The 15,865-nt window shown below is 39.4% G+C and carries 11 protein-coding genes; 5 read left to right on the forward strand and 6 right to left on the reverse strand.

What is annotated here, in order from left to right; translation table 11 throughout:
* Positions 1 to 45: 45 nt before the first annotated feature.
* Positions 46 to 549, forward strand: a complete 504-nt coding sequence (locus tag AC04QZ_RS01375) for a nuclear transport factor 2 family protein (RefSeq protein WP_478356270.1) — start codon at positions 46 to 48, stop codon at positions 547 to 549.
* 68 nt (positions 550 to 617) lie between these two features.
* On the opposite strand, the gene AC04QZ_RS01380 is transcribed toward AC04QZ_RS01375, so the two are convergent.
* Both AC04QZ_RS01380 and topA read right to left on the reverse strand, forming a co-directional pair.
* Positions 618 to 1,022, reverse strand: coding sequence for a hypothetical protein (locus AC04QZ_RS01380; RefSeq protein WP_086549292.1), 405 nt, complete (start codon positions 1,020 to 1,022; stop codon positions 618 to 620).
* A gap of 95 nt (positions 1,023 to 1,117) precedes the next feature.
* On the reverse strand, positions 1,118 to 3,679 hold the full coding sequence (topA, locus tag AC04QZ_RS01385) for a type I DNA topoisomerase (RefSeq protein WP_478356271.1): 2,562 nt from the start codon (positions 3,677 to 3,679) through the stop codon (positions 1,118 to 1,120).
* Between the two features lie 577 nt (positions 3,680 to 4,256).
* On the opposite strand from topA, the gene AC04QZ_RS01390 reads away from it, so the two are divergent.
* Entirely contained in the window at positions 4,257 to 4,769 is a 513-nt protein-coding gene (locus AC04QZ_RS01390) for a glutathione peroxidase (protein ID WP_086545876.1), read from the forward strand.
* A gap of 117 nt (positions 4,770 to 4,886) precedes the next feature.
* On the opposite strand, the gene aqpZ is transcribed toward AC04QZ_RS01390, so the two are convergent.
* The 3 genes from aqpZ to AC04QZ_RS01405 form a co-directional block, all read right to left on the reverse strand.
* The gene (aqpZ, locus tag AC04QZ_RS01395; RefSeq protein WP_478356272.1) at positions 4,887 to 5,594 is read right to left on the reverse strand and encodes an aquaporin Z; all 708 of its coding nucleotides are present in this window, start codon (positions 5,592 to 5,594) and stop codon (positions 4,887 to 4,889) included.
* 342 nt (positions 5,595 to 5,936) lie between these two features.
* Complete coding sequence (locus AC04QZ_RS01400; RefSeq protein WP_478356273.1) at positions 5,937 to 6,773, reverse strand: MBL fold metallo-hydrolase; 837 nt, start codon at positions 6,771 to 6,773, stop codon at positions 5,937 to 5,939.
* Between the two features lie 46 nt (positions 6,774 to 6,819).
* On the reverse strand, positions 6,820 to 7,263 hold the full coding sequence (locus AC04QZ_RS01405) for a MarR family winged helix-turn-helix transcriptional regulator (RefSeq protein ID WP_478356274.1): 444 nt from the start codon (positions 7,261 to 7,263) through the stop codon (positions 6,820 to 6,822).
* A gap of 170 nt (positions 7,264 to 7,433) precedes the next feature.
* Here AC04QZ_RS01405 and AC04QZ_RS01410 point away from each other — a divergent pair, with 170 nt between their 5' ends.
* Positions 7,434 to 8,666 carry an MFS transporter gene (locus AC04QZ_RS01410; RefSeq protein ID WP_478356275.1) on the forward strand — a complete coding sequence of 411 codons (1,233 nt, stop codon included), beginning with the start codon at positions 7,434 to 7,436 and terminating at the stop codon, positions 8,664 to 8,666.
* Between the two features lie 736 nt (positions 8,667 to 9,402).
* Here AC04QZ_RS01410 and AC04QZ_RS01415 read toward each other — a convergent pair.
* On the reverse strand, positions 9,403 to 10,422 hold the full coding sequence (locus AC04QZ_RS01415; protein WP_086545881.1) for a LacI family DNA-binding transcriptional regulator: 1,020 nt from the start codon (positions 10,420 to 10,422) through the stop codon (positions 9,403 to 9,405).
* Positions 10,423 to 10,882: 460 nt separating this feature from the next.
* Between AC04QZ_RS01415 and AC04QZ_RS01420 the strand changes: the two genes are divergently transcribed.
* A complete protein-coding gene (locus tag AC04QZ_RS01420) occupies positions 10,883 to 14,080 on the forward strand; it encodes a SusC/RagA family TonB-linked outer membrane protein (RefSeq protein ID WP_478356276.1) in 3,198 nt (1,065 codons plus the stop codon).
* A 5-nt stretch (positions 14,081 to 14,085) separates the two neighbouring features.
* Positions 14,086 to 15,828 (forward strand): RagB/SusD family nutrient uptake outer membrane protein, encoded by a 1,743-nt coding sequence (locus AC04QZ_RS01425; RefSeq protein ID WP_478356277.1) that lies wholly within the window; start codon positions 14,086 to 14,088, stop codon positions 15,826 to 15,828.
* Positions 15,829 to 15,865 lie beyond the last annotated feature (37 nt).

Consider the following 15,865-nt stretch of genomic DNA (forward strand, 5'->3'; position numbering starts at 1 on the left):
TATATTCCATCCGAAAATTAACTAAAATTCACGTTAAAATAAATTATGTTGAAAATTAACGTTTATGGTTTGTTCCTTTGCATGGTTTTGGATAAGTTTACAGCATCAACCTCAATACAACCAGATATGATAAAGAAACTCTTGATTTTTTCGGGCTTATTAATTTCCACCAGCTTTTGTTTTGCTCAAAAAACAGCAGTAGAAGATGCGGTAACCAAATTAACCAAATTAATGGTTAGCCCTGATAGTTTGGCGCTTGATAAAATAATTTTGAATAACCTAAGTTACGGCCATTCGAGTGGAAAGATTCAAACCAAACAAGAGTTTATGCACTCATTGCTTTCGGGCGAATCTGATTTTGTGGATATTAATTTAACCGATCAGACGGTTATTGTTCAAAATAAAACAGCTTTGGTACGTCATACGCTAAATGCCAAAACAAATGATAAAAATGTTCCCGGAAATGTGAAATTGTATATTCTTTTAATCTGGAACAAAGAAAAATCAGGATGGAAATTAATTGGCAGACAGGCTGTTAAGGTGCCTTAGTTGAGTCCCTGGTCTTGAGTCCTAAGTCGGTAGTCAAAGACTCATGACTGAGGACTTAAGGCTCATGACTATTTAATCATCACCCCGGGCCGGTTTACCAATGGGATTTTGATCAGATTGGAATCGATGATGCTTTCGGGTAAGAAAATAAACTTTTTATCGTAAATGGTGTCGCCAATGTAATAGCTTAGCCAGTATTCGTTAGTTAAGCCAAATACTTCAGGATCGATGGCTTCCACACCTGCAAATGAATTGGCTTCCATGTCGCCTACAAAATGTCTTAAAACAGAAGTTTTTACCTGCTTACCGTCTTTTTCACCATAACCTTTAGAGCTGATCAAAACATTGGTTATGGGCTCGTTTTTTAAATTAACGAGATAAACCGTCCAGCTTTTTACTTCTGGTGTTTCGCCCATTAATACAACGGCCATCGCAATATCTTCAACTGTATTTTCTGGTAAATCTGCTTTCATAACCATTATTTGTCGTCATGCTGTCCCGAATTTTTGGGCTCAGCATCTCTCGCAAACAGAGACCCTGAAACAAGTTCAGGGTGACGCGCTGTTAATTACTTTTTCTTCGCTACAGCCTTTTTAGCGGGAGCTTTTTTCTTCGCCGGTGCTTTTTTCTTCGTTTCGAAGGCGTTTGGCACCTGCTCTACAATCATCTTTTTAACTACTTCCAGATCAATATCCACCAATTCTTCTGGTGTATACTTCTGTTTGGTTGCCTCGTTGTTTCTTAATTTAAGCATCAGTTTGCCAAAACGGATAAACGGTCCCCAACGGCCATTTTCGATAGAAATTTTTTCAGCATCCCAGGTTTTAATGTACCTGTTGGCCTCTTTTTCTACTTTTTTGCCAATTAAGGTGTTGATATCTTCCTGTGTTAAATTATCGAAATCGTATCCTTTTGCAGGAATATTGATAAACAGATCGTTCCATTTAATAAACGGACCAAAGCGGCCTTTGCCTTTAGTTACACCCAAACCTTCGTAAAAAGCAATAGGGGCATCGGCATCCATTTTCTCTCTGATAATTTCAACTGCTCTTTCATAAGTTACCGATAAAGGCTCCTCATTTTTAGGCAGCGAAATAAAACTTTCACCCCATTTTACATATGGACCAAAACGGCCAACCCCAATCATCACTTCTTTACCTTCAAAATCAGGAAGCGGGAAAGGGAGTTTAAATAGCTCCAGGGCATCATCTAAAGTAATGGTTGCAACAGATTGTGTACGCATTAAGCTGGCATATCGGGGTTTTTCCTCTTCGTCAAGCTCTCCAATTTGAACCAATGGTCCGAATTTACCAACCTTGGTGTATACATTTTTACCAGTTGCCGGATCTAAGCCCAACAGGCGCTCGCCAGTGGCACGTTCTGCCGTTTCAAGTGTCGTTTCTACTTCAGAATGAAATGGATTATAGAACGAATGCAGCATTTTGGTCCACTCTTGCAAACCCTGTGCAATTTCATCAAATTCTTTCTCCACCTTGGCGGTGAAGTTAAAATCGACGATTCCTTTGAAATGTTCGACCAGGAAATCGTTTACCACCTCGCCAATATCAGTAGGGAAGAGTTTTGATTTCTCTGCACCGGTAATTTCCGATTTTGTTTCTTTTTTTACCTGCCCATCAGCCAAAATGATAGAAGTAAACTTACGTTGTTTACCATCTCTATCTTCTTTAACCACATAACCACGGTTTTGTACTGTAGAAATGGTGGGTGCATAAGTAGACGGGCGGCCAATGCCCAGTTCTTCTAGTTTTTTAACTAAACTGGCCTCTGTATATCTTGCCGGCGGGCGCGAATAACGCTCGGTTGCCTGCATTTCTTTTAAAAATAGTTCTTGTCCTTTGCTTAGAGGAGGTAAAATTGCGCCACCTTCTTTTTCTTCGTTTTCTTCATCGTCAGTCGATTCCAGATAAACTTTTAAGAAACCATCGAATTTTAATACTTCACCTTCGGCCACTAAATATTCTTTTCGGGTGGAGGCCGTAATCTGAGCGGTTGTTTTTTCGAATAAGGCCTCACTCATTTGCGAAGCTATTGAACGTTTCCAGATTAAATCGTATAAACGTTTTTCTGAAATATCTCCATCTACACTATGTCTGTCAAAATAGGTTGGACGGATGGCTTCGTGAGCTTCTTGCGCACCAGCCGATTTTGTTTTGTAAACGCGTTGTTGGTGGTATTTATCGCCATAAGCAGATTTAATCTCTGCAGCAGCTGCATTTAATGCCGTTTCTGATAAGTTTACAGAGTCTGTTCTCATGTAGGTAATCTTACCCGCTTCGTACAGTCTTTGTGCAACCTGCATGGTTCTGGCTACCGAAAAACCTAATTTTCTGGAAGCTTCCTGTTGTAAGGTTGAGGTGGTAAATGGCGCTGCCGGATTACGTTTTGCAGGCCTTGTTTCTAAACTCGTAATGTCGAACCTGGCATTTACACAGTCCTGAAGAAATTTTTCAGCATCAGCCTCATTTTCGAAACGTTGTGGCAATTCTGCTTTTACCAGCTCTCTTCCTTTACCGGTAGAAAACTGAGCCGTGATTTTATAGGCTGCAGCGGCATTAAAATTTAAAACTTCTCTTTCTCTGTCAACAATTAAACGTACGGCCACTGATTGTACACGGCCTGCAGATAGTGATGGTTTTACTTTTTTCCATAATACCGGAGAAAGTTCGAAACCCACCAAACGATCTAATACACGGCGTGCCTGTTGGGCATTTACCAGATTATAATCGATGCCACGCGGACTTTCTATAGCTTTTAAAATGGCTGGTTTGGTGATTTCATGAAAAACGATGCGTTTTGTTTTCTCCACTTTTAGGCCTAAAGTTTCGAATAAGTGCCAGGAAATAGCTTCCCCCTCGCGGTCCTCATCGGATGCCAGCCATACCATTTCGGCTTCCTTGGCTAGTTTTTTTAATTCGGCGACCACATTTTTCTTGTCGGCAGGTACCTCGTAGGTTTGGGCAAAATTATTCTTGATATCAATCGCCATATCGCCTTTAACTAAATCCCGGATATGGCCATAGCTAGATTTCACCAGGAAATCTTTACCTAAATAGCCTTCTATAGTTTTAGCTTTTGCGGGTGACTCGACGATTAATAAATTTTTGGCCATGAAATACGTTTTTGTGCAAATAAAGCTATAATTAAAGCATAAATCAAAACATGGATAGAATTAAATACATTTTTTTTATTAAATGCCGGGGAAATATGTTGGTTTACAGGTTGATTTTAATGCGGTTTTAATCTTTTTTTTGGAAAGCAATATTAGTAATTTATAGGTAAGGCTTTGTCCCGCCCTTTGCTACAAATCCTTAACCTCGTTCCTCGGTCTGCGGGTTTTTCGCTTCGGTCAGGTTTAGGTGGCCTGTGTAGTACTGCTATTTAGGTTTTAATGGCGTGGTGCCAAGTGAAAGGTATAAAAAGGCTTCAAGCTTTGTTAATTAAACCAGATAGAGCGGAATAGCCCACAGCGTAGCGAGGACTATAAGCGATAGCGGGGCCGTAACCGCCAAGAACCACTGCCTTCAATTTCCTAATCAAAAAAACTTTTCATTTGTGCGATGAAATCCTGCTTTCATTTTCAAACTCAAAACCCTAAGCGCTTTAATTATCCATATCACATAATTTACAACAACGTTACGCTAACGCAACCTATTTGTAACTATATTCGTATATAAAATAAAACAACGATGATCAGCACAATTTTAATTCTATTAAACTTATTGGTGTCGCCACCAAAAAATGTTTACGATTTCAGCTTTAAAACCATTGATGGTAAAGAAATTAAGCTATCGCAATTTAAAGGCAAAAAAATCTTGATTGTTAACACGGCTTCTAAATGTGGTTTCACTCCACAATATGAGGATTTAGAAAAACTCCAAAAGCAATACGGTAAAAAAGTAGTATTAATTGGCTTCCCTGCAGGTAACTTTGGTGGTCAGGAGTTTTCTACCAACGCAGAAATTAAAGAATTTTGTACCGGAAAGTATAACGTTTCCTTTTTGCTTGCAGAGAAAAGCAGTGTTAAAGGTGATGATATCAGTCCTTTATTCAAGTATTTAACTTCTCAGACCAACACCGAAGAGCAGGGTGATATTAAATGGAACTTTGAGAAATTTTTGATCAACGAAAAAGGAGAATTGGTACACCGTTTCCGTTCAAAAACAAAACCTACAGACGAAGCGATTGTAAAGAACCTGTAGTAGGTAAAATGTGTGATGGAAAATGGAATGATTTTCAATTGCATTAAATAAAAGGGAAGATGTGATAAGTGAGCTAAACACCATGCTCCATATCACATCTTCCCTTTTCCATTTAACCTAGCTTTTCTCCAGTACCGTTTTCCAAACTAAAGCACTTAGTGCTGCACCAATAACCGGTGCTACAATAAAGAGCCATACCTGGCTTAATGCCTGTCCGCCAACCAATAGGGCAGGGCCGATACTTCTGGCAGGATTTACCGATACTCCTGTTACCGGGATGCCAACAATATGAATGAGTGTTAAACTTAAGCCAATTGCCAGTCCCGCAAAGCCTCCGTTGATGTTTTTAGTAGAGGTGGAGCCGAAAATTACCAATAAGAAAATAAAGGTGAGTACAATTTCAGCAATGAAACCAGCCTGTAGGCTATAATGTTGTGGAGATAGTGCGGCAAAACCATTTTGCCCTAATCCATTTGTTGTTAAAGAATATTCTGGTTTTCCTGAGGCAATTTGTAGCAAAATAAATGCCCCTACAATACCACCCAGTACCTGCGCCACAATATAATAGGCTGCTTCTCCAATTTTCATGCGACCTGCTATTACCATTCCGATTGAAATGGCCGGATTAATGTGACAGCCTGAAATGTGGCCTATGGCATAAGCCATTGCGGTAACGGATAAGCCGAAGGCAAAAGATATGCCTAATAAGCCTACACCTGTGGTTCCGTTTGCTCCTGCTATAACTGCACTACCACAACCCATCAAAACCAACACGAGCGTGCCCAGGAACTCGGCACTGAATTTAGAAAGTTTACTTGTCTCCATATCATTTATTATTTAAAGGTTTAAATGTGATATCAGGATGATTGTCAATCGAATATAACTAAAAAATTAGAATATCAAATGGATAAAATGTTGTTGGTTTGACCTTAATTGTTGCGAAATTTCAGGCAAGAGAAAGGGGCTTAAATCCATAAGCCCCAATAAACCAAACAAACTATTTATGAAGTTTATATATAACTCCTGTTTAAATAAAATGTTTTTGTAAAAATTAAATTATTTGTACCTCATTCTGGATTTGCTGGTTTAATTGCAGTTTACTGCCCAAAATGCATATGAATGTAACTGAATTGATAGAAAACAGCGATTTATTTTAGCTTTAATACCCTAAAACAGGTTAAGTTGTTCCGGTTGGTATAAGTTAGGATCGAAACTGTAAGTTTCAGGTATATTTTGAGTATTAGCTACATAAAAAAGCTCGGTTTCTTCATATCTCGAAGCAACTTTAACAAAAGTATTGCCGGCAACATTTTTAAAAAGATTTTCAACCAACTGTGGGTCGTTGTTATCCTTTGATAAGTGGCTCAATAATAAATGACTCATGTATGGGGCTTTATGGTTGGTGAAAAGCTCCAAAGCCTGTGCATTACTCAAGTGACCACGCCCGCTCATAATTCTTCTTTTCAAAAAATAGGGGTATCTGCCATTTTCCAGCATCTGCGTATCGTAGTTCGCCTCTAAGAAAGCAGCATGGCAGTTTTTGAAATGTGAGATTAAACGGTCGCATACAGAGCCTATATCGGTAAAAACACCAACTCTTACGTTGTTGCATTCAACGGTAAAGCTGTAAGGATCTGCTGCATCGTGGAATTTAGAAAAGGCAGAAATTTTTAAACCGCCAATCTGAATGTGCTGTAAGTGATTTAATGAAAAGGTATTGTTTGCATCCAATAATAACCGGCTGCTTTTTAAGGTCGCAGTACTAATGTAAACCGGGAGTTTATGTTTTTTAGCAAAAACGGAAAGCCCCTTAATGTGGTCGCTGTGTTCGTGTGAGATAAAAATGGCTTTTACTTTACTGATTGGTAAACCCAAACGGTTCATCCGGGTTTCAACCTCTTTGCAGGTTAGGCCAACATCAACCAAAACAGCTTCATTATCATTACCTACATAGTAACAATTGCCATTACTGCCCGAATTAATTGATGTAAAATATAGTGCCATTTTCAGCCTGCAAGATAAGGCTTATTTGGTGAAGGAAAAAGGAAAACTATACTCTTGTGCCATTGTGTTCTACCAGGCGTGAAAGAAGGGGCAGGAAGGCCTGAATCAGGTTGATTTCTTCCGAAGAAAAGATTTTTTCCATGGTTTGTACCAGCCATTCTTCTTTTATTTTTCTGCTGGCAATAATGTGTTTTTCGCCCAGTTTGGTTAAGCCGATAAAAACCTTTCGTTTATCCGCTTCGCTTGGAAAGCGCTCTACACATTTGGCATCGAACAGGCGGTTAATGATTTGCGAAATAGCTTGTTTTGATACCCTTTCCATATCTGCCAGCTCGGTAGATAACATTTTGCCGTGTTGTTCGAGCAGCGACATGGTTAATAGTTCGGCGTTGCTAAAGTCTGAACTTACATTCTGCTTGCGTAACTGTCGGGTTAAGCGGGTAACGGTGCTTCTGAGCTTTGCGGCAATCTCTTGTGTTTGAGTAGGCATCTTAATGGTAAATAAACTTTACAAATATAAGCTTTTAATTTTGTGGATGAACTAATATTGTTTTTTGTTTAGTGTGAATTATGATTATATCGTGATAAAACTGCTTATTTTTCGTTTTATGGTTTGATTATAATTTTTTACTTTTGTAAAGTTACTTTACTATTTTAAACATGAGTATTTTTCGTTCATTAAGGCATTACAATTACAGGTTATTTTTTACAGGTCAGGCCATTTCATTAATTGGTACATGGATGCAGCGCGTGGCCATTAGCTGGCTGGTTTACCGTTTAACCGGATCAGCTTTTTTGTTGGGATTGATTACTTTTTTAAGTTTAATTCCTTCGCTGGTGCTGGCACCATATGCGGGGAGTTATGTAGACAGGCATAATAAATATAAAATATTGGTCATTACCCAGGTGATCCTGATGTTGCAGGCCGGTGCCCTGGCTTTGATGATTTGGTTTAAGGTGTACGATATGGTCTGGATTGCAGCCCTTTCGCTGGTTCAGGGTTTGGTAAATGCTTTTGATGTTACTGCCCGCCAATCGTTAATGGTAAATTTAATTGATGATAAAGAAGATTTACCAAATGCCATTGCACTCAACTCTTCTATGTTTAATGCGGCCAGGCTAATCGGGCCGGCCTTGGCAGGGGTGATTTTGAGTACCCTGGGTGAAGATATCTGTTTCCTGATCAATTTTGTAAGCTTTATTGCGGTATTGGGTTGTATGGTCATGATGAAACTTAAACTCACTGGACATCAAAAATCGAAGGAAAATATCTGGATCGACCTGAAAAAAGGTTACGATTATCTTAAATCATCTCCGGATTTGGCCTCGATGGTATTAATGATGGCTGCATCGAGTTTATTGGTAATTCCTTTTACTACTTTATTACCTGTTTTTGCCAAAGATATTTTTAACGGAAATGCCACCACATTTGGCTGGTTTGAAAGTGCCGCAGGATTTGGGGCCTTCTTTGGTGCCATTTATATGGCTACTTTAAAGGTGAACCAGAATCTGCAAAAAATTGTGATGATGTCGGGTATTTTGCTGGCCATTTCGGTTGTCGCGCTGGCTATATCACCATCACTTATCCTGGCTTTAATTTGTACTGGTTTAGCTGCTCTGGGTTTAATGGCGCAAACCTCGTCAATCAATACTTATTTGCAAACGCATGCCGATGATGTAATGAGGGGCAGAACCTTAAGTTACTATATCATGGCCTACCAGGGTGTATTGCCAATAGGGAGTTTATTAATGGGTTATTTGGCACATCTTTTTGGGACGCAGGTAGTCGTTGCTTTTGAAGGTATAGCTGGTTTGTTGATTGTTGCGGCCTTCGTATACAACGAAAATCATCGTAATCAATTGAAGAATAAGTTTTCTCTTTTTGGAAGTTAGCTCATCATATTCTCTTAACTACCTTAACTTCTTAATGGTGTGCGCTATAGAGAAGGTTTTTTACCATTAAGGAATTAAGAACATTAAGGTTTGGAGCAAAGGTTTCCCGCAGATTAAACAGATAAGGGCCGCAGATTTTAGAATTGGTTAAAACGCCAAACGCCTTTCGCCAAACGCTTACCCGTGTCCAATTTGTATATCACGAAAACCATCGTAACCAGTTAAGAATAAGTTTTCTCTTTTTGGAAGTTAGCTCATCATATTCTCTTAACTACCTTAACTTCTTAATGGTGTGCGCTATAGAGAAGGTTTTTTACCATTAAGGAATTAAGAACATTAAGGTTTGGAGCAAAGGGGTTTCCCGCAGATTAAACAGATAAGGCCGCAGATTTTGGAACTGGTTAAAACGCCAAACGCCTCTCGCTAGGCGCTTAACCCTGTATAATTTGTATATAAAGAAAACCATCATAACCAGTTAATGAATAAGTTTTCTCATTTTGGAAGGTAGCTCATCATATTCCCTTAACTTCTTAATGGTGTGCGATATGGTGAAGGTTTTTACTATTAAGGAATTAAGAACATTAAGGTTTGGAGCAAAGGGTTTCCCGCAGATTAAACAGATAAGGCCGCAGATTTTGGAACTGGTTAAAACGCCAAACGCCTCTCGCCAAACGCTTACCTCTGTACAATTTGTATATAACATAGGTTAAAACGCCAAACGCCTCTCTCCAAACGCCTACTCGTGTACAATCAACTTACAATCGACCATTATTTTTTGGTAATGCTGGATATCGATTTCTTTGTTGATTAATTGTATCAATAGTTTAATTGCATTTTCTCCTACCGATTCAGGATTTTCTTCGATAGAGGCAATAGGTGGTGAATCGAGATAACCGATGAAAGAAGTATTCCCAAATCCTATACACTCAATTTCGTCAAATTTGGGGTGGTTTATCGACCTCAGGTATTTTATCGCATCGAAAAGGATCGGTTCTTTAAAAGCCACTAGTGCAGTAGGCATATTGTCTGGATTGGCAAATAAGTTTTTAATTGCTGAAATTGTATTTTCTTTATCAAAATCGGTATAAGCAACCAAATCTGATGAAAAAGGTACTTGATTGTCTTTTAAAGCATTGATGTAACCATTAAAACGATCGTGCGTAAAATTAATCATTTTTGGGCCGCCTAAATAAGCAATCTTTTGATGCCCCCTGTCTATTAAAAACTTTGTAGCCTGATAACAGCCCTGAAAGGTATTGCCCAGTACTTTATGGCAGTTTAAGTTAAAACTCGGGTTTCGGGTATAATATACCACCGGAATGCCCATGTTCTCGAACTGGTCTAAATGCCCAAAATCTTGTGTATGTTTTGAAATAGCTACAATTAAACCATCAACCCGGCTCCGCAACAACATATTAGCAGATTGGATCTCTTTTTCCAGCTCATCGTGAGATTGACTGATGATCACATTGTATCCGTTTTGCGTAGCAAACTGTTCCACACCATAAATACTTCTGGTGAAAAAGTGATCTAAAAGATTGGGTAAGATAATACCAATAATGTGCGATTTCTTTTCCTTTAAATTAATGGCTGATTTATTGGGCGTAAAATGCAAATCGCGAGCCATTTCCTGAACACGCTGTTTGGTGTATTCGTTTATGGTTGGGTAGTTGTTAAGGGCTTTTGATACTGTTGATACTGACATCTTTAACTTTTCAGCCAAGAATTTTAGTGTAACAGGGGTATTGTTCATCATCTTTTCCAATCTCAATGCATAGTTAAGAAAAAAAACGCAATTATTTCAAACGTTTGAAATGTAGTTTCAGTGGATTTTATTGCGTTTTGGCCTATTTTAAAACGTTTTAATCTTTTAAGCTTTTCTAAATTCGTTATCACTAAACACAAACTAACCAAATAAACATGATGAAATCATCCCGTACTTACTTCAGTTTTAAAAGGGCATTTACTGAAGGATCAAGTTTAGTTGTTAAAACTAACTACATTTTGTCGCAAAGATATTACGAATTAAAGACAAAATCATACAATTCCCAAGACGCTTAACCGCAAAATTCAAACATTTTCCTGATCGCTTCTCTTGCAGCTGCTGAGCGACATTTTAAATTAAATTAATTGGATCTGTACAGTTACAAATCTACTTAATATGGGCTAGCTACGCATTAAATTTTAACAAAATAAATTTAGTATTTATTATAATTATGGATAGACTTTACAATTTTAGAAGCATTTTACCATCTGTTGGGTTTGAGAAAATCCACTGGCTAAAGGTGCTCCATACTTTGGCTTTTATTTTACTCATTTCCTTTACTGCATTTGCGCAGGGTACGGTAACCGGTACGGTAAAAGATAACAAAGGAGTTACCTTGCCAGGTGTTAGTGTTAGGGTAAAGGGGACCACCGTAGGGGCGGTAACTGATAACGATGGTAAATTTTCGATTAAAGCGGCTGACAATGCGACTTTAACCTTTACTTACATTGGCTATATCAACAAAGAGGTTACTGTAAACAGCAAAAGCAGTATAACCATTGTATTGGAAGACAATTCTCAGGGTTTGGATGAAGTGGTTGTGATTGGTTACGGTGCGCAGAAAAAATCTACCTTAACCGGAGCCATTGCGCAAATCAGTTCTGAAGAGATCATGAAATCTCCAACGCCAAACCCAACCAATAGTTTAATTGGTCGTTTGCCAGGCTTATTGGCCGTACAAACGAGTGGCCAGCCAGGTGCAGACGGTGCACAACTAAAGGTGAGAGGTGTGGCGACATATGGTGCCAATAACGCCGCTATTGTGGTGGTTGATGGGGTAGAACGTCCGAGTTTTTCAGATGTTGATGCAAATGAAATCGAAACCATTACCGTGTTAAAGGATGCTGCTTCAACCGCTATTTATGGTATCCGCGGGGCGAACGGTATCATTGTAATTACAACAAAACAGGGTAAAATTGGCGCGCCAAAGGTTACTTATACCGGAAATTATGCCTTACAAACTTATACAGGCTTAGCGGTGGGGCTTCCTGCATTCGAGAATGCTTCTTTGTTGAATCAGGCTTATAAAAATGATAGTTATGGCTTGTCAGTGCCGTTAACGCCGCCATTTTCTGATGCTGCGCTGCAAAAATTCAAAGATGGGTCTGATCCAATTGGTTATCCTGATGTACAATGGTTCGACTATTTAACCAAAAAGTATTATTCTCAAACGCAGCATAATATTAATATTAATGGCGGAACAAAAGTTGCCAAATACTTTGTATCAGCTGGTTATGCTTTTCAGGATGGTATTTTCAAAAAGTTCGATTCACCCTATGGAATTAACACGGTGCCAAATTATAACCGTTACAATTTCCGGTCAAATGTAGATTTAACTTTAAACAAAGATTTTACTGTAGGCATTAAATTAGGCGGCCGTTTTGCCGATCGGTACCAGCCTGCCGGTTTAAGGTCTTCATCTGCTTTTTCATATGATACGATTGAGGGGATGATCTCACGTATTTTACAGGTACCTGCTTATGCTTATCCGGTTACCTTACCCGACGGAAGAATAACCGCCAACCCGAATGTGGGTACAAACATCTGGAATCCTTATGCCGTTTTAACCCGTTTTGGAACGCGTAATGATGATAACAACACGATCGAAAGCACATTCAATCTAAATTACAAACTCGGTTTCATCACCAAAGGCCTGGGCTTTAAAACAGTATTTGGCTACGACTCTTACTACAACAATATCGAAAGAAGAAACGCGAACTGGGCAGCTTATGTGTACAATCCCATTACTAAAGAGGTTACCTTATCAACCGATACCCGTAACCGCGATGAGCCTTTAGGTGCTGTACAAGATGGTGGTGTTACTGAAGGAAGTACAAACATGAACATACAGTCGGGTTTTGATTATAACCGCGATTTTGGTAAGCACAGTATTGGCGCTTTATTGCTGGGAACAAGGCAGTTAATTAAATCAACAGGTAGTACAGCGTTTACTGCGCCTCCAAGAGCATCACAGGGTATAGCCAGCCGTGTTACTTATAACTATGATGAGCGTTATTTTGCTGAATTTAATGCTTCATACAACGGATCGGAGAATTTTGCCCAAGGCTTACGTTACGGTTTCTTCCCGGCAGTATCGGCAGGATGGACATTAACGAACGAGTCATTCTGGAAAAAGAACGATATTTTAACTTATTTAAAAATTAGAGGTAGTTATGGTTTAGTGGGTAACGACCGTATTTCGGATAGCCGCTTCCTGTTTTTAACCAGCTATTCTACTTATACTACAACCACAGCTGGTGGCCAGGTAGCGCCATTTGGAAACCCAAACTCGATTACCAATTATCCAACCATTCTGATCAGGGATCCTCAGTTTTTCGGTGCTACCGGAAATGATTTAGGGAATGAACTGGTTACCTGGGAAACGGGTACAAAACGTAATATTGGTTTTGAAGCCCGGATGTTAAAAGATAATTTAAAGGTAACTGTCGATTTATTTGATGAAACCAGAAGAGACATTCTAACACCATCTTTGAGTGGATCAGCGCTTTTTGGGCACACTTATCCAAACTTTAACCGGGGGATTGTGTACAATAAAGGTTATGAAGTTGAACTCGATTATCAGAAGCAGATCGGAGCAATAACGCTTGGGCTAAACGCGCAGATCAGCTATGCTAAAAATAGAATCATAGAAAACGACGAACCAGATGGATTGCCTTTTTCAGTAGCCAGAAAGGGAACAAGTGTTGGGCAATTTTTTGGCTATAGAACAGATGGTTTCTTTCAGTCAGCAGCAGATATTGCCGCCTCACCAAAATTACAGGGTTATTCGCCAATTCCAGGTGATATAAAATTTAAAGATTTAGATGGCGATGGTATCATCACCAGTTTAGATCAGGACAAAATCGGGTATACCAATACACCTGAATATGTGTATAGTTTTAGTCCCCGCATTTTATACAAAGGATTTTCACTTTCCGCCTTATTCCAGGGGGTTGCGCATGTAAGCTCAAATGTTATTTTGAACGAGCAGAATAATGGCCAGCAGATGTATCCCTTTATGCTCGATGCCTGGACACCCGAAAATGCAGCTAGCGCAACATGGCCGGCTTTACATGCCAGGGGAACAGCATCGCTCAATTACGCTTTAAACGATTTTACCTTGCAGAATTCGGCTTATTTAAAAATCAGGAATATAGAATTTGCGTGGAATTTACCAAAGGAATGGGCTACCGCTTTAAAACTAAGCAATGTAAGGTTTTTCTTACAAGGTCAGAATCTATATACCTGGACAAAGTACAGGTTTTATGTAGATCCTGAAAATGTGAACACCATCAATACGGCTTTCCCTTTACAAGCGCTTTATCCAACATCTAAGGTTTACAATTTTGGTTTAAACGTTCAATTCTAAAGAAAATGAAAAATTATAAAATATTTACGGCAGTTCTTTTATTTACGCTCTTCTCCATTTCTTGTAAAAAAGACTATTTAGAGCGTACACCGGGTGTTGCCATCAGTGAGGATGATATTTTTGCCGATCCGGCATTGGCTGCCAGATTTGCTGATAACGCCTATAATTATCTGATTACCAAATATGTTCGTTTTAACGATCACCGTGGTTGTACAGCGCAAGCTTCTGATGAGGCCGTTTCTGGTAACTCAGAGGGCTCAGTAACCTCTTTAAACAGAGGTTTATATCACGATCATTCAAACGGACCATCTTTAAATGATATTTACGGCGTTTGGAAATTGATGTACGCGGGTATTGCTGTCCAGAATAAAATGCTGGCGAGGATAGGTGAGGTGCCACTTCCACCAAATGCTTCAGTTCCGGTTTTTGATGCTAAACGTGTAGAAGGGGAAATGCGTTTCTTACGCGCCTTATCTTATTTCGAATTAACTAAAAGATTTGGTGGTGTACCCATTGTAGATAAAGTTTATGGGGTTTACGATGATATCAATTTACCGCGTAGCACCTTCGCTCAGGTAACCGCTTTTATTCTTAAAGATTTAGAGGTGGCGATTACTAAATTAGGTAACGATACCGAATATGGACCTTCCAATTATGGTCGCCCAACTATCGGCGCCGCATTGGCTTTAAAGGCAAGGGTTTTATTGTATGCCGCCAGTCCGCTAAACAATCCCGGTAACGACAAAAGCAAATGGCAGGCAGCTGCTGATGCGGCTGCTGAAGTAATGAAAGGCGCAAACGGATTGGCCAGGCAAACTTATGGGTTGCAGGCTACTTATGGAGATCTGTTAAATCTTCCCAATTCAACAGAATACATCATGATCAGGATAAAGGGGCCAACGCCTCTGGCTGGCGAAATGATGCAGGATTTTTCGATGTCGCCAGCTTCTGGCGGTGCACAAGGCCAAATGAATCCTACACAAAACCACGTAGATATGTACGAAATGGCCAATGGTAAATCCATTACCGATCCAACATCTGGTTACGATCCGCAAAAGCCTTATTTAAACCGTGAGCCACGCTTTTACAATAACATTATCTATAACGACTTGGCCTGGCAAGGTCGAAAAATCGAAATGTGGACCACCAAGGATGCCGACAACAATACCATATTCGGTAGGGATTATAGTACCACCATTACTTATACGGCCACACGTTACTATTGCAAAAAATACTGGCCTGAGGTTTACAGGACTGTGGGTGGAAGTACCACCTTATTAAACTACATCTATTTCCGTTATGCAGAAATGATGTTAAACTATGCTGAGGCACAGAATGAAGCAAACTATACGGTTAATGATGCTTCGGTTTACAACGTACTCGTTGATATCCGCAAACGCGCCGGTATTGCTAAAGGTACAGGTACTTATGGTTATGGCCTTAAGGATAACATGACGCAAGATGAAATGCGCACCGTAATCAGGCACGAACGCGCCATCGAACTGGCCTTTGAAGATCACCGCTGGTACGATATTATGCGTTGGAAAATTGGTGCACAAACCATTGCCGTTCCAATGAAGGGTATGGATGTAGTTAAAAACAGCAATGGAACTTTTACCTATACGCCAATTGTGTTAGGCCCAACCTTCCAAAAAACCTGGACAGAGGCACAAAATCTTTATCCAATTCCCAGAGCAGAAGTTTATAAAAGTAAAGGGGTATTGACCCAAAATCCGGGTTGGGAATAGTAGGTTAAATTAATATAACGCTAAAAAGATTTTTCAA

The sequence above is a fragment of the Pedobacter folensis genome (genome assembly GCF_056490665.1).